The organism is Sphingomonas hankookensis (genome assembly GCF_001619955.1).
GTDB classification, from domain to species: Bacteria; Pseudomonadota; Alphaproteobacteria; order Sphingomonadales; family Sphingomonadaceae; genus Sphingomonas; species Sphingomonas hankookensis_A.
In genome coordinates, this window is the sequence record NZ_LQQO01000007.1 from 99,106 (window position 1) to 120,991 (window position 21,886).

At 68.6% G+C, this 21,886-nt stretch carries 22 protein-coding genes and 1 pseudogene; 11 read left to right on the forward strand and 12 right to left on the reverse strand.

Annotated elements, in window-relative coordinates; translation table 11 throughout:
- The first annotated feature begins 25 nt into the window (after positions 1 to 25).
- The 3 genes from AVT10_RS05840 to AVT10_RS05850 are packed head-to-tail and all read left to right on the forward strand — an operon-like array spanning position 26 to position 3,443.
- Positions 26 to 1,405: a helix-turn-helix domain-containing protein gene (locus tag AVT10_RS05840; protein WP_066689325.1), complete on the forward strand. Its 1,380-nt coding sequence runs from the start codon at positions 26 to 28 to the stop codon at positions 1,403 to 1,405.
- 56 nt (positions 1,406 to 1,461) lie between these two features.
- On the forward strand, positions 1,462 to 2,703 hold the full coding sequence (locus AVT10_RS05845; protein WP_066689326.1) for a TIGR04063 family PEP-CTERM/XrtA system glycosyltransferase: 1,242 nt from the start codon (positions 1,462 to 1,464) through the stop codon (positions 2,701 to 2,703).
- Entirely contained in the window at positions 2,700 to 3,443 is a 744-nt protein-coding gene (locus AVT10_RS05850) for a hypothetical protein (RefSeq protein ID WP_066689328.1), read from the forward strand. Before AVT10_RS05845 ends, AVT10_RS05850 begins: the two co-directional genes overlap by 4 nt.
- A 4-nt stretch (positions 3,444 to 3,447) precedes the next feature.
- Here the strand turns inward: AVT10_RS05850 and AVT10_RS05855 are convergent, their stop codons facing one another.
- Together AVT10_RS05855 and AVT10_RS05860 are read right to left on the reverse strand one after the other, a co-directional pair.
- Positions 3,448 to 3,747 (reverse strand): hypothetical protein, encoded by a 300-nt coding sequence (locus AVT10_RS05855; protein ID WP_066689330.1) that lies wholly within the window; start codon positions 3,745 to 3,747, stop codon positions 3,448 to 3,450.
- A complete protein-coding gene (locus tag AVT10_RS05860) occupies positions 3,744 to 3,929 on the reverse strand; it encodes a hypothetical protein (protein WP_066689333.1) in 186 nt (61 codons plus the stop codon). The genes AVT10_RS05855 and AVT10_RS05860 overlap by 4 nt, the downstream gene beginning before the upstream one ends.
- A gap of 96 nt (positions 3,930 to 4,025) precedes the next feature.
- On the opposite strand from AVT10_RS05860, the gene AVT10_RS05865 reads away from it, so the two are divergent.
- Positions 4,026 to 4,640 carry a S24 family peptidase gene (locus tag AVT10_RS05865; RefSeq protein ID WP_066689335.1) on the forward strand — a complete coding sequence of 205 codons (615 nt, stop codon included), beginning with the start codon at positions 4,026 to 4,028 and terminating at the stop codon, positions 4,638 to 4,640.
- A 5-nt stretch (positions 4,641 to 4,645) separates the two neighbouring features.
- On the opposite strand, the gene AVT10_RS18500 is transcribed toward AVT10_RS05865, so the two are convergent.
- Positions 4,646 to 4,822, reverse strand: coding sequence for a hypothetical protein (locus AVT10_RS18500; protein WP_164523844.1), 177 nt, complete (start codon positions 4,820 to 4,822; stop codon positions 4,646 to 4,648).
- Positions 4,823 to 4,991: 169 nt separating this feature from the next.
- Between AVT10_RS18500 and AVT10_RS05870 the strand changes: the two genes are divergently transcribed.
- The 4 genes from AVT10_RS05870 (at position 4,992) to AVT10_RS05885 (ending at position 12,863) form a co-directional block, all read left to right on the forward strand.
- A complete protein-coding gene (locus AVT10_RS05870) occupies positions 4,992 to 5,216 on the forward strand; it encodes a hypothetical protein (protein ID WP_066689337.1) in 225 nt (74 codons plus the stop codon).
- A gap of 116 nt (positions 5,217 to 5,332) precedes the next feature.
- Positions 5,333 to 7,210 carry an autotransporter assembly complex protein TamA gene (locus AVT10_RS05875; protein ID WP_232307892.1) on the forward strand — a complete coding sequence of 626 codons (1,878 nt, stop codon included), beginning with the start codon at positions 5,333 to 5,335 and terminating at the stop codon, positions 7,208 to 7,210.
- A complete protein-coding gene (locus AVT10_RS05880; RefSeq protein WP_198158507.1) occupies positions 7,207 to 11,367 on the forward strand; it encodes a translocation/assembly module TamB domain-containing protein in 4,161 nt (1,386 codons plus the stop codon). Before AVT10_RS05875 ends, AVT10_RS05880 begins: the two co-directional genes overlap by 4 nt.
- A gap of 47 nt (positions 11,368 to 11,414) precedes the next feature.
- On the forward strand, positions 11,415 to 12,863 hold the full coding sequence (locus AVT10_RS05885) for a short-chain fatty acid transporter (protein ID WP_066689341.1): 1,449 nt from the start codon (positions 11,415 to 11,417) through the stop codon (positions 12,861 to 12,863).
- Here AVT10_RS05885 and AVT10_RS05890 read toward each other — a convergent pair.
- The 3 genes from AVT10_RS05890 to AVT10_RS05900 form a co-directional block, all read right to left on the reverse strand.
- Complete coding sequence (locus AVT10_RS05890) at positions 12,853 to 13,803, reverse strand: purple acid phosphatase family protein (protein WP_066689343.1); 951 nt, start codon at positions 13,801 to 13,803, stop codon at positions 12,853 to 12,855. The genes AVT10_RS05885 and AVT10_RS05890 overlap by 11 nt on opposite strands.
- A gap of 478 nt (positions 13,804 to 14,281) precedes the next feature.
- Positions 14,282 to 15,694 carry a type I glutamate--ammonia ligase gene (gene glnA / locus AVT10_RS05895; protein ID WP_066689345.1) on the reverse strand — a complete coding sequence of 471 codons (1,413 nt, stop codon included), beginning with the start codon at positions 15,692 to 15,694 and terminating at the stop codon, positions 14,282 to 14,284.
- Positions 15,695 to 15,784: 90 nt separating this feature from the next.
- The gene (locus AVT10_RS05900) at positions 15,785 to 16,123 is read right to left on the reverse strand and encodes a P-II family nitrogen regulator (protein ID WP_055759592.1); all 339 of its coding nucleotides are present in this window, start codon (positions 16,121 to 16,123) and stop codon (positions 15,785 to 15,787) included.
- Positions 16,124 to 16,307: 184 nt separating this feature from the next.
- Between AVT10_RS05900 and AVT10_RS05905 the strand changes: the two genes are divergently transcribed.
- Entirely contained in the window at positions 16,308 to 16,676 is a 369-nt protein-coding gene (locus AVT10_RS05905) for a DUF3592 domain-containing protein (RefSeq protein ID WP_066689348.1), read from the forward strand.
- 14 nt (positions 16,677 to 16,690) lie between these two features.
- On the opposite strand, the gene map is transcribed toward AVT10_RS05905, so the two are convergent.
- Positions 16,691 to 17,518, reverse strand: coding sequence for a type I methionyl aminopeptidase (gene map / locus AVT10_RS05910; protein ID WP_066689377.1), 828 nt, complete (start codon positions 17,516 to 17,518; stop codon positions 16,691 to 16,693).
- A 63-nt stretch (positions 17,519 to 17,581) separates the two neighbouring features.
- Here map and AVT10_RS05915 point away from each other — a divergent pair, with 63 nt between their 5' ends.
- Positions 17,582 to 18,337 carry a competence/damage-inducible protein A gene (locus AVT10_RS05915; RefSeq protein ID WP_066689349.1) on the forward strand — a complete coding sequence of 252 codons (756 nt, stop codon included), beginning with the start codon at positions 17,582 to 17,584 and terminating at the stop codon, positions 18,335 to 18,337.
- A 60-nt stretch (positions 18,338 to 18,397) separates the two neighbouring features.
- Positions 18,398 to 19,330 (forward strand): Gfo/Idh/MocA family protein, encoded by a 933-nt coding sequence (locus AVT10_RS05920; RefSeq protein WP_066689350.1) that lies wholly within the window; start codon positions 18,398 to 18,400, stop codon positions 19,328 to 19,330.
- 104 nt (positions 19,331 to 19,434) lie between these two features.
- Here the strand turns inward: AVT10_RS05920 and AVT10_RS05925 are convergent, their stop codons facing one another.
- The 5 genes and pseudogenes from AVT10_RS05925 to AVT10_RS18505 all read right to left on the reverse strand — a co-directional run.
- Positions 19,435 to 20,166, reverse strand: coding sequence for a lysophospholipid acyltransferase family protein (locus tag AVT10_RS05925; RefSeq protein WP_232307893.1), 732 nt, complete (start codon positions 20,164 to 20,166; stop codon positions 19,435 to 19,437).
- Between the two features lie 5 nt (positions 20,167 to 20,171).
- Positions 20,172 to 20,594 carry a Fur family transcriptional regulator gene (locus AVT10_RS05930; protein ID WP_066689351.1) on the reverse strand — a complete coding sequence of 141 codons (423 nt, stop codon included), beginning with the start codon at positions 20,592 to 20,594 and terminating at the stop codon, positions 20,172 to 20,174.
- An 89-nt stretch (positions 20,595 to 20,683) separates the two neighbouring features.
- Positions 20,684 to 21,097, reverse strand: a complete 414-nt coding sequence (locus AVT10_RS05935; RefSeq protein WP_066689352.1) for a MucR family transcriptional regulator — start codon at positions 21,095 to 21,097, stop codon at positions 20,684 to 20,686.
- 90 nt (positions 21,098 to 21,187) lie between these two features.
- Entirely contained in the window at positions 21,188 to 21,670 is a 483-nt protein-coding gene (gene rimI, locus AVT10_RS05940; protein WP_066689354.1) for a ribosomal protein S18-alanine N-acetyltransferase, read from the reverse strand.
- A pseudogene (locus AVT10_RS18505) lies at positions 21,667 to 21,886 on the reverse strand (tRNA (adenosine(37)-N6)-threonylcarbamoyltransferase complex dimerization subunit type 1 TsaB); the annotation flags it as partial. The gene rimI and the pseudogene AVT10_RS18505, both read right to left, overlap by 4 nt.

Sequence of the window (21,886 nt, forward strand, 5' to 3'; positions counted from 1 at the left end):
CAAGCGCACAAAGGGGGCAGGGCAGATGGAAAGCAAGATGTTCGCCGGCCACGCCGTCCGCCGCCTGCGCCGCGGCCACGCGCTGACCCAGGCGGCGATGGCGCAGGCGCTGGGCATTTCCGCCAGCTATCTCAACCTGATCGAACGCAATCAGCGCCCGCTGACCGCGACGCTGCTGGTGGCGCTTGCCGAACGCTATGGCTTCGATGCCCGCACGCTGGCGGCCAGCGAGCCGGGCGGCGGGGCGGAGGCGCTGCGCCGTCGGCTGGCCGATCCGATGTTCGCCGACCTCGCGCTCGACCGCGCCGATATCGCCGAATGGCTGGCCGGCGCGCCGGGCGGGGCGGAGGCGTTCGCCCGCGCCTTTGACCGGCTGGGCAGCGGCGGGGCGGGGGCGCCGGTCACCGCCGACCCGGCGGCGGAAGCGCGCGCGACGATCGAGCGCTGGCGCAACCATTTCCCCGACCTCGACGCCCAGGCCGAGGCACTGGCCGACGAACTGCGGCTGGCCGGCGGCGATCCGGCGGCGGCGATGGCCGACCGGCTGCGGGTGCGCCATCACCTCTCGGTCCGGCTGCTGCCGGTGGAGGCGATGCCCGACCGGCTGCACCGCACCGACCTCCACGCCCGGCAGCTCCAACTGTCCGAACGGCTCGACCCCGCCTCGCGCAGCTTCGCGCTCGCCCGCGCGCTGGGCCATGCCGAGGCACGGGGCGAGGTCGATGCGGTGGTGCGCGGTGCCGGCCTGTCCGACCGGACCGCCGAACAATGGCTCCGTCGCCACCTCCACGGCTATTTCGCCGCCGCCGTCATGATGCCCTATGCCCGCTTCCTGCGCGCGTGCGAGGCGACCGGCTACGACCTCGCGCTGCTCGGCCGCCGTTTCGGGGCGGGGTTCGAACATGTCGCCCACCGGCTGACCACCCTCAACCGCGTCGGCGCGCGGGGGCTCTCCTTCTGCCTGCTCCGGCTCGACCGGGCGGGGCAGGTGTCGAAGCGCTTCGCCGGCGCCAGCCAGTCGCCGCTGGTCGAGGGGGCACCCTGTCCGCTGCTCGGCGCCTTCGACGCCTTCGCACGCGGCGGGGAGAGCATCGTGCAGCTGGTCGAACCGGAAGAGGGCGGCCGCTGGCTGACCCTGTCGCGCACCGTCACTCCGCCCGGCGCCCTGGCCGGAGAGGTGCGGGCGCGCTTCGTCGTGATGCTGGGGGTCGCCGCCGATCAGGCGGGCGGCCTCGCGGCGGCGCGGGGCATCGACCTGTCGGCGCCGGGCATGCCGGTCGGGCCGGGCTGCCGCGCCTGCACCCGCAGCGACTGCCCGCAACGCTCCGCCCCGCCGGCCGGGCGCGCCATGCGATTGGACGACCGAGAGGGCGGGCTGACCCCCTTCGCCTTTGCCGGCGACTGACCACACGCTATGACGGCGTTACGTCTCCTTTAACCCTGTCGTGGCAGGAGGTTGGCATGCGAGTCCTTCACATCCTCGACCATGGCCTGCCCCTGCACAGCGGATATACGTTCCGCACGCGGGCGATCCTGACGGCGCAGATGGCGCGCGGGTGGCAGGTCGCCGCCGTCACCGGCGCGCGGCAGGGCGTGACGGCGGTCGCGCAGGAAACGGTGGACGGCATCGATTTCCACCGCACCGTGCCGCCCCGCCAGCTGCCGGCGCCACTCGGCGAACTGGCGGAAATCCGCGCCTTTTCCGCATCGATCGACCGGGTCGTCGACCAGTTTCGCCCCGACATCCTCCACGCTCATTCGCCGGTGCTCGACGCGCTCGCCGCGTTGCGCGTCGCCCGCCGGCGCAAGCTGCCCCTCGTCTACGAAATCCGCGCCTTCTGGGAAGACGCCGCGGTCGGCAACGGCACCGGCACCGAAGGCTCCGCCCGCTACCGTGCGACTCGCGCGCTCGAAACCTGGGCCGTGCGCCGCGCCGATGGCGTCGCGGTGATCTGCGAAGGACTGCGCCGCGATCTGGTCGCGCGGGGGATCGACGCGGGCAAGATCATGGTGTCGCCCAACGGAGTCGACCTGACCCTGTTCGGCGATCCGCCCCCGCCCGACACCGCGCTCGCCGCCGAACTCGGCTTGGCCGGCATGGAGGTGCTGGGCTATCTCGGCAGCTTCTACGATTATGAAGGGCTCGACACGCTGATCGCCGCCATGCCGGCACTGGTTGCGGCGCGGCCGAACGTCCGGCTGCTGATGGTCGGTGGCGGCCCGATGGAAGCGGCCTTGCGCGCCCAGGCGGCGGCGTCGAGCGTCGCGCACGCCATCCATTTCATCGGCCGCGTGCCGCATCAGGAGGTCGAACGCTATTATGGCCTCGTCGACCTGCTGGTCTATCCGCGCAAGGCGATGCGGCTGACCGATCTCGTCACCCCGCTCAAACCCCTCGAAGCCATGGCACAGCGCCGGCTGGTCGCTGCGTCCGACGTCGGCGGCCATCGCGAACTGATCCGCGACGGCGATACCGGCACGCTGTTCGCACCCGACGATCCCGCCGCGCTGGCGTCGCGCGTCGCCGCGCTGCTCGCCGACCGCTCCGGCTGGGACGCGATGCGCGACCGCGGCCGCGCCTTTGTCGAGGCGGAGCGCAACTGGGCGTCGAACGTCGCGCGCTATCAGCCGCTCTACCAGCGCCTCATCGCCGCACGGCGACCGGGCGCGGTGGTCGGCGATGCATCGATGGTGGACGCATGAACCGCGCACTGCCCCTGACGGTCGCCACGCTGGTCGGGCTGGCCGTCGCGATCGCCATCGCCTTCGTACCGATGTGGCGGATCGAAACGGTGGTGTCCGAAACCGGGCTGCCCGCCTTCCTGTCGATCGCGGAGCCGCCGCTGGGCATAACGGCGCGCGCGGCGCTGATGCTTCTTTCAGGGCTGGCGGTTGCGGTCCCGGTCTGGATCGCGCTGCGCCTGCTCGATCGCGGCCCGGTCGCGCTGCCATCGGCGGAAGCGGTCGAAGAGGAAGCGCCGCCCAGCGTCCGCCGCGCCGATGCCCATCCCGACGCCCCGCCGCGCCCGCCGGTCCGCGCCGTGCGCGATCTGGGTCAGCCGTTCCTCGATCCGGTCGCGCCGGCCGAGCCGGAGGTCGCCCTGCCGCGCGACCTGAACACGCCGATGGCGATGTTCGACCCGGACGCGCTGCCGATGGTGCCGGCCGCCCCACCGCCGACCGTTCGCCCGCTGTTCCGTCCGGCCGCCGAACCCGAGCCCGAACCCGAACCGGTGGCGGAGAGCGAACCCGTTCCCCCCTCGCCGGTGGAACCGCAAGCCCGATCCGCCGAACCTGCGCCCAGCCTGTCGGCGTTGATCGACCGGCTCGACCACGGGTTGCAGCGTCGGCGTGGGGAACGGGGCGATCCCGATGCGGATGCCCCCAATGCCGGCCTCGCTTTGGCACTGGGGGCGCTGCGCCGCATGGCGCGGGGCGAGTAGGGGGTCAGCGTTCCTCGACGCTGAGTATGTCGATCGTTGCCGTCCGTTCGGCCGCGCTCGTGACGACCAGGTCGGCGACCAGATGTCCGCGTAGCGGCAGGTCCGCTTCGGGCAAGTTCGCCAGCCATGGGGCGAATCCAGCCCCGTCGCCGATCAGCGTCAGGTGGTGCCGCGCCCCGTTGAACGTGGCACTCGCCCAAGGCGTCGCCGCCGATGCGACGATCTCGATCGCGATCCCCGCCGCTTCGGCCGCAATGCGCAGCCGCCGTTCGAGCAGGGTCGTGACGTCCGGCCCCCGGCTCACTGCGAACGCTCCTGCCGGTCGATATAGGCCTCGATCCGGGCGATCAGCGGCGGGCGCGGCTGTCGCCCGTTGCGCAGGTCGCCCACCAGTCGCGGATCGCCCGCCGCGCGCCGCCCGAACAGCGTTTCGGGCGTTCCCGTTTCCTGCAGATGCCGGCTGATTCGCTGCAATATGGTGTGCATCCATAACCTCCCGTCCGCTCCCTCGACTCGACAATGTTCTTGATCTGTTCCTTGGAATCCAACATGTCTAGGAAAATTCCTACAAGGAGGACGGCGATGGAAATGGACGATGTCCGCGCGACGATCGCGCGGGTCGCGGCGGAACGCGGGGCCAGCCTGTCCGAATTGTCGCGCCTGTTGGGGCGCAATCCGGCCTATATGCAGCAGTTCATCGAACGCGGTTCGCCCCGCCGATTGTCGGAGGGCGACCGGGCGACGCTGGCGCGCTACCTAGGCGTGTCGGAGGCGGCGCTGGGCGGCCCGGAGGCGCGCGAACTGGTCGCCGTGCCACGAGTCGACGCACTGGCGTCGGCGGGGCCGGGTGGGCTGGTGGATGACGATCGCGGCGACGGCGCGATGCGGATCGACGGCGCGCTGCTACGCCAGTTGCGGGTGCGCCCGGGACAGGCGTCGGTGATCGCGGTCGCAGGCGATTCGATGCTGCCGACGCTGGCGGATGGCGACACCATCCTGGTCGATGGCGGCGACCGGCGCGGCGTGTCGGGGGCGATCCATGTCGTGCGCCATGACGGGGTGTTGCTGGTCAAGCGGCTGGCGCGGGTGCCGAACGGGGTCGAACTGGTCAGCGACAATCCGGCCTATGCCCCGATCCGGGTCGACGGCACGCCCGATATCGTCGGACGCGTCGTGTGGCTGTCGCGCGCGCTATAGGCGGATCACGGCTTCGGCCGGTCCAGCTGCCAGATGGCGACGGCGATCGCGATGCCGAGCGCAAGGCCGATCAGCAGCCCCATTGTCGCTTCGCCGAACACCGCGCCGATGATCGCGCCGCCCATCACGCCCAGCGCGATCGGCATTCCGCCGGCCTTCGGAGTATGCGGTGTCTTGTTCATCCCCGTCGCTTGCCATAGTCGACGGCCGCGCGCCACTCCCGTCCCGCCTGTGTCGCATCGGGACAGGGTGGCGTGCCGATCCGGGATTGCGCGGCGGCCGTTAACGATCAAAGGCGGCGGGGAAGGCGGTCGGTTCGCTTCCGGCACGATCCATGAACCACGGGATGCCATGCTCGACCCTGCACCGCTGCCGCCCTACATCGCCGACCTTTCCGACGTGGGTATCGCACAGCAATTGATGGCCGAATACGGCCCGGTCGCCGCGGAGGAAGCCGCCGCCCGTGCCGGTCAGGCCCGCAACCGGGACAATGTCGTCCAATTCTGCCGCTGGCGACAGGTCGCGCGGCTCGTCACGCTGCTGGAGCAGCCGGGCGCCTGGGGCACGATTCACTGACGTTTCGGGCCGGTTTGCCCTTGGCGGCAAGTGCCCTGCCGGTCTAGGACGAAACGATGTCGAGCTGCCGGCTAGCCGTGCTGTTGAGCGCCGGATGGCTCGCTTTTGCGGGTCCGATGGCGTTCGCGCAGACCCCGCCGGCCGCGCAGGAAACCCCGCTCGATCCGAATGCGCCGCTGACCGACCTGCCCGATATCGGCGTCGCCTGGCCCGATCTGTCGACCGCGCCGACCGACCCGACGCTCGCCACCGGGCCGCAGCGTGCCGGCGGCGAATATCGCTATAATTACCGCATCACCGGCATTGACGAGATCAACAACGACCTGTTCCGCCAGCGGTTCAACGAACTCTCGACGTTGCGCGCGAACGAAGGCGAACCGTCGAACGCGGCGCAGATCGACCGCCGCGCGCGCGAGGATGCCCGGCTGCTCGACGACCTGCTGCGCAACGAAGGCTATTTCGACGCCCGCATCGCGACCAGCGTCCGGCCCGAAGGCGACCGGCTGATCGTGTATCTGGAGGTGGAGCCGGGCCAGCTCTACCGCTTCGCGCAGGTCCGCACGCCAGGTATTGCGGCGGCGGGCGAGAAGGCCGGCGACCTGCGCACGGCATTCGGCCTCAAACCCGAAGCACCGGTACAGGGCGACACGGTGGTTGCGGCGCAGGAAAAGCTGGAGACGACGATCGGGCGCGAAGGCTTTCCCTTCGCCAAGGTCGGCGATCCGCAGATCACCGTCGACCATGCGACCCGCACCGCGACGATCGAGGTCGACGTGCAGCCGGGCGGCGAGCGGCGGTTCGGGCGGATCGTCGCCCGGCCCAACCGCATCTTCGATGGCGATCATGCGCAGGACATCGCCCGGTTCAAGCCCGGCGAAACCTATGATTCGGCGCTGGTCGACGATCTGCGCCGCGCGATCGTGCAGACCAGCCTCGTCTCGCAGGTGCGGCTGACCCCGGTCGAGGGACAGGCGCCGGGCACGGTCGACCTCGACCTCGCGATGGAGCCGGCGCCGCCGCGCACCATCGCCGGCGAAATCGGCTATGGCACCGGCGAAGGCGCGCGGGTCGAGGCGAGCTGGACCCATCGCAACCTGTTCCCGCCCGAAGGCGCGCTGACGCTGCGCGGCGTGATCGGCACCCTCGAACAGGTGGCGGCGGTCACCTTCCGCCGCAACAATTTCCATGGTCGCGACCGGGTGCTGACCGCGCAGATGGCGGCGACCCACCTGGTGCGCAACGCGTTCGAGGCGAACACGCTGTCGCTGTCGGGCAGCCTCGAGCGACAGACCAACATCTTCTTCCAAAAGACCTGGACCTGGTCGCTGGGCGGGGAACTGGTCGCGACCGACGAACGCGACGTGATCGTCGCGACCGGCGAACCGCGCCGCCGCACCTATTTCATCGGCGCCTTGCCCAGCAGCCTCAACTATGACGGCTCGGACGACCTGCTCAACCCGACGCGCGGCTTCCGCCTGGGCGGGCGGATCAGCCCCGAATTGTCGCTGCAGGGCAATGTGTTCGGCTATACCCGTGCGCAGATCGATGCGAGCGTGTATCGTCCGATCACCGGCCGGGTCGTGCTGGCGGCGCGTACCCGGATCGGGTCGATCCTCGGCGCGCCGCGCGATGCGGTGGCGCCGTCGCGGCGCTTCTATGCCGGCGGCGGCGCGTCGGTGCGCGGCTATGGCTTTCAGGATATCGGTCCGCGCGATCCCAACAACGATCCGATCGGCGGCCGCAGCCTTGCCGAATTCTCGCTGGAGGCGCGGGTCAAGGCGTTCGGCAATTTCGGCGTCGTGCCGTTCCTCGATGCCGGCAACATCTATACCTCGACGCTGCCGCGCTTCACCGGCATGCGCTACGGCGCCGGGGTCGGCGTGCGCTATTACAGCAATTTCGGTCCGATCCGCGTCGATGTCGGGACGCCGATCAACCCGCAGCGTGGCGACCCGCGCGTCGCGGTCTATGTCTCACTGGGGCAGGCATTTTGACCGACGAACCCGTCGCAGCGTCGCCGCCGGTCGTGGCGAAGCGCCGTATCGGCTGGGGCCGGCGGCTGGCGCAGCTGGTGTTGGCGATCATCGTCCTGATCGCCGGGCTGCTGGTGCTGATCGACACCGGTCCCGGCCACCGGCTGATCGCGAACCGCATCGCGACGATGAAGCCCGCCAACGGCCTGCGCTATCGCATCGGGCGGATCGACGGGTCGATCTATACCCGCGCACGGCTGATCGACGTGCGGATCTATGATTCCAAGGGCCTGATCCTGCGCGCACCGCTGGCCGAACTCGACTGGCGGCCGTGGGAATTCGTGTCGAACCGGCTGTCGATCAACAGCCTGACCATTCCGCGCGCGATCCTTGCCAAACTGCCGCAGCCGACGCCGACCGGGCGCAAGACGCCGATCCTGCCGAGCTTCGACATTCGCATCGGCCGGCTGAGCGTCGAGCGGCTGGAACTGGCCAAGGCGGTCACCGGCACGCCGCGGATCGGCAAGCTGGCCGGGCAGGCGGATGTCCGCTCGGGCCGGGCGCTGGTCGACCTCGCGCTCGATATCGCCGCCAGCGACCGGTTGCGCCTGCGCCTCGACGCCGAACCGGATCGCGACCGGTTCGACGTCGACGTTCGTGCCCGCGGGGCGGGCGACGGGCTGCTCGCGACGGCCAGCGGTATTCGCCGCCCGTTGTCGGTCGAGATATCGGGCGACGGGCGCTGGTCGGCATGGGACGGGCGGGCGGTCGCCGATGCCGGTCGTGCGCGGATCGTCGACCTGACGCTGGGTGTACGCGCCGGTCGCTATACGCTGGGCGGGACGCTCGCCCCGTCATCGCTATTGCAGGGCAAGCTCCAGCGGTTGACCGCCCGCCAAGTCCGCGTGACCGGCAGCGCGACCTTCGCCGACCGCCGCATCGACGGCGTGCTGGCGTTGCGCAGCGCTGCGCTGGCGATGGAAGCGGACGGCATCGTCGATCTCGGCACCAGCGCGTTCCGCGACCTGCGGCTGCGCGCACGGCTGCTGCGTCCGGCGGCGATGTTCCCGAACATGACCGGGCGCGACATCGAACTGCGCGCGATCCTCGACGGCGAATTCTCGACTGCGCGCTTCGACTATCGCCTGCGTGCGGCCCGACTGGCGTTCGATCAGACCGGGTTCGAACAGGTGGTGGCTGCCGGGCAGGGACGTTTTTCCAAGGCGCCGGTGATCGTGCCGATCCGGCTGGCGGCGGCGCGCGTGACCGGGGTCGGCGATGTTGCGGGCGGTATCCTGCGCAACCTGTCGGTGACCGGCAAGCTCGCGGTCGATGCCCGGACGCTGGTCGGCAACGACCTGATCGTCCGCTCCGACAAACTTAACGGGCGGATCATGCTGACGCTCGACCTGACCACCGGCCGCTACGAGGTCGGGATCAGCGGCGCACTGCAACGCTATCTGATTCCGGGACTGGGGCTGGTCGATGTGCAGACCCGGCTGACGGCGGTGCCGATCCCCGGCGGCGGCACGCGGATCGTCGGCCGCGGCATGGCGCAGGTCCGCCGGCTCGACAACGGCTTCTTCCGCTCGCTGACGCAAGGGTTGCCCCGGATCGAGACCGGGCTGGAGCGCGGCAATGACGGCATCCTCTATCTGCGCGGGTTGCGGCTCACGTCACCCGGCCTGACGCTGACCGGCATCGGCTATCGTCGCCGCGACGGCACCTTCCATTTCGAAGGCAGCGGACGGCAGGTGACCTATGGCCCGGTGCAGCTGGTCCTCGACGGCAATATCTCCAAGCCTACGCTCGACCTGCGCTTCGCCTCGCCCAACGCCACGCTGGGACTGGCGAATGTCGTCGCCCATCTCGATCCGACGGCGGAAGGCTTCGCCTATCGTGCCCAGGGCAACTCGCGGCTCGGGCCGTTCACCGCCAACGGCCGTATCCTGTTGCCGAGCGGCGGCACCGCACGCATCGCGGTCGACGAACTGGAGGTCAGCGGCACCCGCGCCACCGGTGGCGTCGACATCGTCGCGGAAGGGTTCCTTGGCCGGCTGAACGTCGATGGCGGCGGCATTGCCGGCACGATCGACTTCGCGCCGCAGGGCAGCGACCAGCGGATCGACATCGCGCTCGACGCCACGCGCGCGCGCCTCGGCGTCGCCGGATCGGTGCGGCGCGCCCGGCTTGAGGCGGGCGTACTGCTCGCGGATGGCGGCACCACGCTCGACGCGACGATGACCGCGCAAGGGTTCCGGCGTGGCCAGTTGTCGATCCCGCGGCTGGCGGGCAGCGCGAAGCTGGTCGACGGCGTCGGCGAAGTCCGCGCCGCCATCGCCGGCTCGCGCGGTCGCGCCTTCTCGATCCAGAGCGTGACCCAGGTCACCGCCGACGAATATCGCATCAGCGCGCAGGGCACGCTGGACCGCCGGCCGTTGAAGCTCGAAACCCCGGCGGTGGTCCGGCGCGAAGGCGATGGCTGGCGGCTGGCACCGACCCGGTTCAGCTTTGCCGGCGGCACGGCGACGGTCGGTGGCGCGGTCGGGCCGGACACGACCGAACTGGCGCTGGACGTGACGCGCATGCCGCTGGCGGTGCTCGACATCGGCTATCCGGGGCTGGGGCTGAGCGGCAGCGCGTCGGGCAAGATCGCCTATGCCACGCGCGGCGATACCCCCAGCGGCCGGGTCGACCTGACCATCCGGGGCTTGAGCCGGTCGGGGCTGGTGCTGTCGTCGACGCCGATCGACGTCGGCGTGGCGGCAGTGCTCGACGCGAACCGCGCCGGCGTGCGTGCGGTAATGGCCAGCGGCGGCAGGACGATCGGCCGGGCGCAGGCACGCCTCGCGCCGTTGGGGCAGGGCGATCTCGCCACCCGGCTGGGCAATGCGCCGCTCTTCGCGCAGCTACGCTATGGCGGCCCGGCGGACACGCTATGGCGACTGACCGGCATCGAATTGTTCGACCTGTCCGGCCCGGTATCGGTCGGCGCCGACGTGACCGGCCGACTGAACGACCCACGCATCCGGGGCGTGCTCCGTTCCAGCGGCGCGCGCATCGAAAGCGCGATCACCGGCACCGTGCTGACCGGCGTGGAGGCGCAGGGGCGCTTCGACGGATCGCGGCTGGTGATCGATCGCTTCGCGGCGAATGACGGTCGGCAGGGGCGGGTGACCGGCACCGGCGCGTTCGAATTCGCCGCGGTGCGCGGCTTCGGCATCGACCTGTCGCTCACCGCCGACCGCGCGCGGCTCATCAATACCGACTCGATTGGGGCAACCGTCACCGGTCCGATCCGCGTGCGCAGCGACGGCGCGGGCGGCACCATCTCGGGCGAGGTCCGGATGGATGGCAGCCGCTATCGCCTCGGCCGCGCGACCGCCACCGCGCCGATCCCCCGCCTCAACATCCGCGAGATCAACCGCCCCGACGGCGATGACGAGGCGAGCGCGGCGGTGGTGCCGTGGAAGCTCGACCTGCGCGCCCGTGCGCCCGGCGGCCTGATCGTCACCGGCCTGGGTCTCACCAGCGAATGGTCCGCCGACCTCGCCATCACCGGCGAACCGACCAATCCGATCATCAACGGTCGCGCCGATCTGGTCCGCGGCGATTATGAATTTGCCGGGCGGGAGTTTCAGCTTGATCGCGGGGCGTTGCGATTCAACGGCGAAAGCCCGGCCGACCCCGCGCTCGACATCGTCGCCAATGCCGATACGCAGGGGTTGAACGCGACCATTCGTGTTGCCGGCACTGCCACGCGTCCGGAAATAAGTTTCCAGAGCGTGCCGGCGCTGCCCGAGGACGAATTGCTGTCCCGCCTGCTGTTCGGCACCTCGATCACCAACCTGTCGGCACCGGAGGCGTTGCAGCTGGCAGCCGCCGTCGCCGCGCTCCAGAATGGCGAGGGCGGGCTGAACCCGATCAACGCGGTGCGTCGTGCCGCCGGCCTCGATCGCCTGCGCATCCTGCCCGCCGACCCGCAGACCGGACAGGGGACCTCGGTCGCTGCCGGCAAATATCTGACGCGGCGTTTCTATGCGGAGATCGTGACCGACGGGCAGGGCTATTCCGCCACCCGGATCGAGTTTCAGGTCACGCGCTGGCTGTCGCTGCTGGCGTCGATCTCCACCATCGGTCGGCAGAGCACCAACGTCCGCATCTCCCGCGATTATTGACCCGCGGTCGAACCGGCTGCGCAACGATTGGCCGGGCGGTTCGTATAATGTCCGAACCACCGGAGACGCCGATGACCGCCGCCGCCCCCGCCACCGATGGCCGCCTTGCCCGGATCGCCCTGCGCTTCACCGAATGGGCCGAACGCTGGTTTCCCGATGCCTTCGTGTTCGTCGCGTTGGCGGTGGTCGTCGTCGCCGCGGCGGTGCTGGCCAATGGCGCGCCGGTGGCGTCGGTTGCGAAGAGCTTCGGTGACGGCTTCTGGACGCTGATCCCGTTCACCATGCAGATGGTGTTCGTCACCATCGGCGGCTATGTCGTCGCGACCTCCGCGCCGATGCAGCGGCTGATCGATCGGCTGGCGCTGATCCCGAAGAGCGGACGCGGCGCAATCGGGCTGATCGCCATCGCTACGATGCTGTCCTCGCTGCTCAGCTGGGGCTTGAGCCTGATCTTCGGCGGCCTGCTCACCCGTGCAGTGGCGCGGCGGACCGAGTTGCGCATGGATTACCGCGCAGGCGGGGCGGCGGCCTATCTCGGCCTCGGCGCGACCTGGGCGATGGGACTGTCGTCGTCGTCAGCGCAGCTACAGGCGAACCCGGCCAGCCTGCCACCGGGGCTGCTGCCGATCACCGGCGTCATCCCGTTCAGCCAGACGATCTTCCTGTGGCAATCGATGCTGATCGCCGCGATCCTGGTCGTGGTGTCGACGGTGATCGCGGTCGCTTCCGCCCCCGGTCGCGACAGCGCGGTGACCGCGCAGGACATGGGGATCGATCCGGCACGCGAGGACGACGCACTGCCGCCGCGGACCCAGCCCGGCGAATGGCTGGAACATGCGCCGCTGCTGACCGTGCTGATCGGCCTGCTGGCGGCCGGGTGGCTGGTGCAGGAGTTCGCGCGGCAACCGTGGATGATCGCCATCTCCAACCTCAACACCTACAACTTCCTGTTCCTGATGGCGGGGCTGGTGCTGCACTGGCGGCCCAAACGCTTCCTGAACGCGCTCGCCCGGTCGGTGCCGGCGACGGCGGGCATCCTGATCCAATACCCTTTCTATGCCGCGATCGCCGCGATGATGACGACCGCCAGGAGCGCCGACGGATCGACCCTGTCCGACGTCATCGCCCATGCCTTCGTGTCGCTGAACACCGCCGAGACCTTCCCGATCACCATGGGCGTCTATTCGGCGATCCTCGGCTTCTTCATCCCCTCGGGCGGCGGCAAGTGGTTGCTGGAGGCGCCCTATGTGATGCAGGCGGCGAACGACCTGCAGGTCCATCTCGGCTGGGCGGTGCAGATCTACAATGCGTCGGAGGCGCTGCCGAACCTCATCAATCCGTTCTGGATGCTGCCCTTGCTGGGCATTCTCGGGCTGAAGGCGCGCGACATTGTCGGGTTCAGCTTCCTGCAGCTGATCGTCCACCTGCCGCTGGTGCTGTTCCTGCTCTGGGCGCTGGCGTTTACGCTGCCCTACACCCCGCCGGTCATGCCGTAGCGCGGGCGCGGACCGGGATCGACGCGTTGTAGAGGCTGGCGCCGCGTTCGTCGCGCAGGTCGAACGACAACAGGTCCCCCGCGATCTGCACCATGCCGAAGCCGGCGGCGGCGCGGCAGAAGCGGGTGCCCTCGACCGGCTGCACCGGCCGTGCCTCCATGCCGCCGCCGCACTGGATCATGTCGATCCCGTCGCGACGGATATGCTGAAGGTCGTGGTCATGGCCCGCGATATAGGCCTGCACGCCGTGGCGGTTCAGGATCGGCAGCACCTGCGCGATGATCTCCGGCTGGTCGCCATGGCCGCTGCCGCCGGATCGGATCGGGTGGTGGCCGGTCACGATCTTCCACTTGGCACGCGACTGCGACAGCGCATGGTCGAGCCATGCCAGCTGCTGTTTCGTATCCTGGGACCGCGTGTTGCTGCCGATCACGCCGTCGTTGCTGCGATAGCGTTCGACGAAGGGCGAGGTATCGATCGCGAACAGATCGGCGTCGGCGCGGACCAGCGCCGCATCGGCGACCTGATAATAGCGCGCCGGCATCCGCCACCGCTTGCTGCGCGCGGCATAATCGATCTGCGCCTGCGGGTTGCCGCGATAGTCGTGATTGCCGAGCAGCGCATACCACGGCACCTGCAACGCCGGGTGGGTATAGACGCCCTCGAACACCGACTGCCACAGCGGATCGTCTACCGACGCGACGCCGTCGGTGTAGAAATTGTCCCCGATCGCCAGCACGAAATCGGCCTGTGCTGTTGCGGCGGTACGGCCCATCGCGGCGGCGACATGATGCTGTTCGGGGGTATCGCGCCCCCAGTCGCCGAGGACGGCGAAGGTCGCGCGGTTCGCACTCCGCGCGCGCGACGGCGTGACGCCCAGGCTGGCCGCGCCGATGGCGAACCCGCCGAGCAACGTGCGGCGGTCGAGGATGACGGTCATGGGCGTTCCTGTTGACGGGCGAATGCGGGCCTTGGAGCATGGCGATGTGACGATTGTGTGGCGGTGAGGGTGAGGGGGGATCGCCTAATCCCCTTCACAATCAGCCCGTCACCCCAGCGAAGGCTGGGGTCTCTCGCGGCTCCTGCGGTGGGCTCGTACCGGGAGATCCCAGCCTTCGCTGGGATGACGTTGGTGGGTGGGGCGGGCGAGCCGGCGTGCGCGGTTAGGGGGCGTTTGCGGTTATCGAAAGCCATCGTCCATCGTCACCCCGGACTTGATCCGGGGTCCCGCTTCTTCTTCGGCGAGCGTTATGCGTGGTAGATCGGACAATGGAAAAAGGCGCCGGAGCATGCGCCCGACGCCTCTTATCCATCAGCGCGACGTGGCGAAGCCACGTCGTCGGTCCTCGCCGTAAGGCGAGGCCGGCCGACAGCACCGGTGGCACGCTTGCGTGCCACCGGTTGCCGGCACGGCAACCTCAGGCGCTGTAGTACATGTCATATTCGACCGGGCTGGGGGTCATTTCCCACCGCGCCACTTCGCCGCGCTTGATCTCGATATAGGCTTCGATCTGGTCCTTCGAGAACACGTCGCCCTTCAGCAGATAGTCCATATCGGCTTCGAGGCTGTCGAGCGCTTCGCGCAAGCTGCCGCACACGGTCGGGACCTGGGCGAGTTCTGCCGGCGGCAGGTCGTACAGGTTCTTGTCCATCGCTTCGCCCGGATGGATCTTGTTCTGGATGCCGTCGAGACCAGCCATCATCAGCGCCGCATAGGCGAGATAGGGGTTGGCCATCGCGTCGGGGAAGCGGACTTCGACGCGCTTCGACTTCGGACCGGTGCCGTACGGGATGCGGCACGATGCCGACCGGTTGCGCGCCGAATAGGCGAGCAGCACCGGCGCTTCGTAACCCGGGACCAGGCGCTTGTAGCTGTTGGTCGTCGGGTTGGTGAAGGCGTTCACCGACTTGGCATGCTTGATGATGCCGCCGATGAAATACAGGCACATGTCCGACAGGCCGGCATAGCCGTCGCCGGCGAACAGCGGCGAACCACCGTTCCAGATCGAGAAGTGGGTGTGCATGCCCGAGCCGTTATCTTCCTTGATCGGCTTCGGCATGAAGGTCGCGGTCTTGCCATAGGCATGGGCGACCTGGTGCACGACATATTTGTAGATCTGCATGCGATCGGCGGTCGTGGTCAGCGTGCCGAAGGTCAGGCCCAGTTCGTGCTGCGCGGCGGCGACTTCGTGGTGATGCTTGTCGCAGGGCAGGCCCATTTCGAGCATCGTCGTGACCATTTCGCCACGGATGTCGACGGCGCTGTCGACGGGGGCGACGGGGAAGTAACCGCCCTTGGCACGCGGGCGGTGGCCCATGTTGCCCGCTTCATATTCGCGACCCGAATTGCCCGGCAGTTCGATGTCGTCGATCTTGTAGTAGCTGGTCGAATAGCTGTTTTCGAACCGCACGTCGTCGAACATGAAGAATTCGGCTTCCGGCCCGACATAGACGGTGTCGCCGATGCCGGTGGTCTTCAGATACGCCTCGGCGCGCTTCGCGGTCGAACGCGGGTCGCGGGCATAGAGTTCGCCGGTCGACGGCTCGACCACGTCGCAGAAGATGACCAGCATCGGGGTGGCCGAGAACGGGTCGGTGTAGACCGCGTCCAGATCGGGCTTGAGCACCATGTCGGATTCGTTGATCGCCTTCCAGCCCTCGATCGACGAACCGTCGAACATCAGGCCGTCGGTCAGCTCGTCCTCGCCCAGGATCGACGCGACCATGGTCAGGTGCTGCCACTTGCCCTTGGGATCGGTGAAGCGCAGATCGATCCACTCGATCTCTTCTTCCTTGATCCGCTTCAGGATGGTGCTGGCGGTAGTAGCCATCGGAAACTGCCCTTTCTGGATTAAACCCCACGCTCCGGCGCAATCAATCGCCCCGGAACGCCCCGTGATTCGAAATAATGCTGCGTTGCGTCAGATCGCGTCGTCGTTGCGCTCACCCGTGCGGATGCGCAAGGCGGTCTCGACCGGAATGACGAAAATCTTTCCGTCGCCGATGCGGCCGGTCTGTGCCGCCGCGGCGATCGCCTCCACGACGCGCTCGGCCAGGCCGTCCTCGACCACTACTTCCAGCTTCACCTTGGGCAGGAAATCGACGACATATTCCGCGCCGCGATACAGTTCGGTGTGGCCCTTCTGCCGACCGAAGCCCTTGGCCTCGGTCACGGTGATCCCGCTCACGCCAACCTCGTGCAGCGCTTCCTTCACCTCATCCAGCTTGAACGGCTTGATGATGGCCTCGATCTTCTTCATTCGCCTTGCCGATCCCCTCGGACGAACCGACCCCGATAGGCCGTTTGCATCCCGTTAAACAATTACCGTGCCAACCGGCGATTCGCCTTGGATACGATCATCGGGCATTCGGTCGAAGCTGTCGATATTGCCCGCAGAAGGGGCAGGGTGCCGGTTTTTCGGGCAGCCGTGACGGAGGCAGGACATGCGTGCGAAGTTGTTCGTCGTACTGGGTATCGCGCTTCTGACGGCTGCGGCAGTGCAGGCAGTCGCCGTGCGCCGCTACCTTCGCGACACATCGGTGACCATCGGCGAGGTAATGGCAACGCCCTATGGCGGAAGCCACCCGGTCATACGGCTCGCGACGGCGGACGGCGTCGTCGTGACCTTTCCCGGCAATGGATGGATCGGCGGCTACGCCACAGGTGACCGCATAGCGGTGCGCTACGATCCGCGACGACCACGGATCAGCCCGGCGATCGACGCGATCGGCAGCGTCTGGGTAGGCGTGATCGCGTCGGTCGTGCTGGGCGTAGGGTTCGTGCTGGGCGGGTGGCTGTCGCGAAGGCGATAAGGCCGGCGCCCTACTTACCCGTACGGCGGCTTCGTAAACCCCTTCGGGCTGAGCGTGAAGATCTCGCACCCATCCTCGGTAATCCCGATCGAATGTTCGAACTGGGCCGACAGCGACCGGTCGCGCGTCACCGCCGTCCAGCCATCCTCCAGCATCTTCACGTCGGGCCGGCCGATGTTGATCATCGGTTCGATGGTGAAGAACATGCCGGGCCGCAGTTCCGGACCGGTGCCGGGGCGGCCGGCATGGATCACTTCCGGCGCGTCATGGAACAGCTGGCCCAGGCCGTGACCGCAGAAGTCGCGGACCACGCCGTAGCGATGCGCTTCGGCATGGCGCTGGATCGCGTGCGCGACATCGCCCATCCGGTTGCCGGGCTTCGCCTGTTCGATGCCGAGCATCAGGCATTCATAGGTCACGTCGACCAGCTTGCGGGCCTTGATCGGCACGTTGCCGACCAGATAAGTGCGGCTGCTGTCGCCATGCCAGCCGTCCAGCAGCGGCGTGACGTCGATATTGGCGATGTCGCCGTCCTTCAGCGTCCGGTCCGACGGGATGCCATGACAAACCACATGGTTGATCGAGATGCAGGTCGAATGGGCATAGCCGCGATAGCCGAGCGTGGCGGGCACCGCGCCGCCCTCGCGCATCAGGCGATAGATGATCGCATCCAGCTCGGCGGTGGTGACGCCCGGCACGACATGCGGGGTGATTTCGTCGAGGATGTGCGCGGCGAGGCGGCCGGCGCGGCGCATCCCTTCGAACCCGGTGGCATCGTGCAGCTTGATCGCGCCGGTCCGGGCCAGCGGCATATCGGCGGTGACGGTCTGATAGTCGGTCATCGTGCCCATATAGGCAAGGATCGGGCGCTAGGCGAGGGCGCGTGCCCGCGCTATGCGAAGGGCATGACCGACCGCATCTGGACCGCCGCCCTGCTCGTCATCGGGGATGAAATCCTCTCCGGCCGGACGCAGGACAGGAACGTGGCGCAGCTGGCGACCTGGCTGAACGTGCAGGGCATCCGCCTGTCCGAGGTTCGGGTCGTCGCCGACCGGGAGGACGCGATCGTCGAGGCGGTGAACACGCTGCGGGCGCGCAACGACTATCTCTTCACCACCGGCGGGATCGGACCGACCCATGACGACATCACCGTCGATTCGATCGCGGCGGCGCTGGGCGTGCCGGTCGTCGTGCATCCCCGCGCGCGGGCGATCCTCGAAGCCTATTACGAAACGCGGGGCGGGCTGACCGACGCGCGGCTGCGCATGGCGCGGGTTCCGCAAGGCGGCGAGCTGATCGAGAACCGGATGTCGGGCGCGCCGGGCATTCATATCGCGAATATCTTCGTCATGGCGGGCGTGCCGCATATCGCCGCGGCGATGCTCGACAGCCTGACCGGCACGATGGAGGGCGGTCGGCCGGTCGTCTCCGGGACGCTCGGCTGCTGGGTGGGCGAGAGCGAGGTGGCCGGGATGCTGGGCGAGGTCGAACGCGCGCATGATGGCGTGGCGATCGGCAGCTACCCCTTCTTTCGCGAAGGCCGCACCGGCGCGAACTTCGTCGTCCGCGCGACCGATCCGGCGGTGGTCGATGCCTGCCTTGCCGACCTGACCGACCGCCTGCGCACCGCCGGTCACGACCCGGTTGCCGGCGGAATCTGATACGCCGCTTGCTAGGTTGCGGCCGGCTTGATAAGTCGGACAAATAATCGGCAGGAGAGAATGACGTTGGCATCCCCGACCCGCATTGCGTTGGCCGGCATCGGCAAGATCGCGCGCGACCAGCATATCCCGCATATCGCCGCCAGCCCGGACTTCGAGCTCGTCGCCGCCGTCACCGGCCATGCCGCGCCCGATGGCGTGCCGGGGTTCAAGACCATCGACGAGATGATGGCGGCGATGCCCGATGTGCAGGCGATCTCGATCTGCACGCCGCCGCGCGGACGCCTGTCGCTGATCCAACAGGCGCTCGACCACGGGCTCGACGTGATGATCGAAAAGCCGCCCGCCGCCACCCTGTCCGAAGCGCAGGCGTTCGCCCGCGCCGCCGAACAGGCCGGCAAGGTGCTGTTCGCGACTTGGCATTCGCGCGAGGCAGCGGCGGTCGAGCCCGCGCGGCAATGGCTGGCCACCCGCACCATCCGCCGCGTGGCAGTGAACTGGAAGGAGGACGTGCGCGTCTGGCATCCGGGGCAGGCATGGATCTGGGAACCGGGCATCGGCGTGTTCGATCCGGGGATCAACGCGCTGTCGGTCATCACCCGCATCCTGCCGCGCCCGCTGCTGCTCGATGCGGCGGAGCTACGCTTTCCGTCGAACCGCGACGCGCCGATCGCCGCCGATCTCGACTTCACCGACACGGCGGGCGTGCCGGTCCGCGTCGAATTCGACTTTGACCAGACGGGGCCGCAGACCTGGGACGTCGATGTCGAAACCGATGACGGCCAGCTGAAGCTGTCGATGGGCGCTTCGCAGATGGCGGTCGATGGCACGCCGGTCGATGTCGGTGACGAGCCCGAATATGCTCGCCTGTATCGTCGTTTTGCCGAATGCCTGCGCGACCGGGTGAGCGACGTCGATCTGTCGCCGTTCGTGCACGTCAACGACGCCTTCCTGTTGGGGCGGCGGGTGACGGTCGGGGAGTTCAGCGAGTAGCCTTTCCGTTTACGCAGTAACGTCACCCCAGGCTGCGCTGGGGTCTCCCGCGGCGAGGCGCGCGCTTTGTTACCGGGAGACCCCAGCCTGCGCTGGAGTGACGGCTATTGTGGGCGCCGCATCGCCGCCGCGATCGCATCCCGCGCCCTTGCCGCGACCGCCTTGCGTCCCATGCCCGCCGGATCGAACGGTTCGAGGAAATGGATCGTCAGCGCGATCCGCCCCGGGCGTGCCAGCACGCGTGCGGCGTTGGTCGTGCCCGGTTCGTCACCCAGCCACGCGACTTCCCGCGCGTCGCCATAGTCGAGATAGACCGGCTGCACCCTGAGGCCCGGCGGCGGCGGATCGATCGCGCCCAGCAAGGCCGCCTTGAACGGCAGCAATTCGCCCGGCGCGCTGGTCGTCCCTTCGGGAAACACCGTCACCGGATGGTCGGCCAGCAGCGCCTGGCGCAGCGTATCGATCTGCCGCGCCACGCCCAGCCGGTCGCCGCGATCGACGAACAGGGTGTGGTTCAGCGTGCACAGCCACCCGACCAGCGGCGCGTCACGCAACTCGCCCTTGGCGACGAACGCACTCCCGCTCGCCCCGGCAATGGCGAGAATGTCGATCCAGCTTTGATGATTGGCGAGGTAGAGCACGTCGCGCGGCGCCGGCGACCCGATGACGGTGGTCCTGACCCCGACGACCGAAGCGATCCGCCCCAGAAAGCGCGGCGGCCATGGCGAGCGCAGGCGCAATGCCCGCCAACTGCCGTGCAGGATCAGATAGACGACCAGCGCCGCCAGCATGCCGCCCGCCCGTGCGATCAACCGCAGCCGCGCGGGCAGGGGCATGCGCGTCAATCCTTGCGGTCGAGGCTGACGCCGTAGAGTTCCATGCGGTGGTCGACCAGGCGGAAGCCCAGGCGTTCGGCAATTTGTTTCTGCAGCAGTTCCAGTTCCGGATCGACGAATTCGATCACCCGGCCGCTCTCTACATCGATCAGGTGATCGTGATGCGCCTCGGGCGAGGGTTCGTAGCGCGCGCGGCCGTCGCCGAAATCGTGACGGTCGAGGATGCCGGCCTCTTCGAACAGGCGCACGGTGCGATACACGGTCGCGATCGAGATGCCCGGATCGATCGCCGATGCGCGTTCATACACCTTTTCGACATCGGGATGGTCGTCGGCTTCGGACAGGACGCGCGCGATGACGCGGCGCTGTTCGGTGATCCGCAGCCCCTTTTGGTGACACAGCGCTTCGAGATCGATCTTGCGGGGCATGAATTCCTGTACGTCCAGACGGGAGAGTTGCGCGCCGTTCTAGCGTGCCGGGCGCGCCAGCGAAAGCCGCTAAACGCGTGCCGCCCGGATCAGGCGCTGCGCCGTTGCGTACCCAGGCCGATCTGCTTGGCGAGCGAGCGACGCTGTTCGGCATAGTTTGGCGCGACCATCGGATAGTCGGCCGGCAGGTTCCACTTCGCGCGATATTGCTCGGGCGTCAGGTTGTAATGGGTCATCAGATGCCGCTTGAGCATCTTGAGCTTCCGCCCGTCCTCCAGACAGACGATATAGTCGGGCTTGACCGACGAGCGCACCGGCACCGCCGGTTCCGCGCGCGGTGCGGGCGCCTCGTCCGGCGAACCGAGCTTGGCGAGCGCGCCATGGACGCTGTGGATCAGCGTCGGGATGTCCGCGACATCGATATTGTTGTTTCCGACATGTGCCGCGACGATATCCGCGGTCAAAGCGATCAGCGTGCCGTCACGCTCCGCGTCCATTCCCATATCTTCCCTCGTTACGCAGCCGCTACAATTGGCCGTTACCGCTATCGGCCTACCGCGCGGTCATCGCAACAATATAAGTAACATCTTTTGTTATTTGCCCGGAATCGGCCGGACATAGGTGTGTGCGTCGAAGCGTTCGCCACCGCGACCGGCATAATAATTGCGCCGCTCCCCGCATTTGGCGAAGCCTTCGCTGGCATAGAGGCGGGTGGCATCGTTGCCCGCGCGCATTTCGAGGCACAGCCGCACGGCACCGCGCGCAGCGGCATCGTCGATCGCCCGCCGCAGCAGGGCGCGTCCGACCCCGCGCCCGCGTTGGTCGGGAAGCACCGCGATCAGCAGCAATTCGGCATCATCGGCCACCGCCCGCGTCAGCGCGAAGCCGACCAGCCGATCGTCCAGATGCGCCAGCGTCAGCCAGACGCCGGGCAACGACAACATGCCGAGGCATTGGGCAGGGGTCCATGCCTCCCCAAAGCGCGGATCGAACGCCGCCTGCATCACCCGGTCGACCGCGCCGACATCGGCGGCGGTGCCATCGGCCAGCGCGATCGCGACGCGCGTATCGCTCATGCCCGCACGCTCGGCACCGCATCGGGCGCACGACCATAGAGCGGGGCGGGGGGCAGGCTGGCCTGCGCCGCTGGAAGCAGCACCGCATCGGCGGCATCGGGCAGGCGGTCGCTGTCGGGCAGGCTGTCGTCGACGCTGCGCAACCGTGCCAGCCCCTGTCCGACGACGCGGCGACCCGTCAGCGCCGCGACCGCATCGGCGGGCTTGCGCGACACC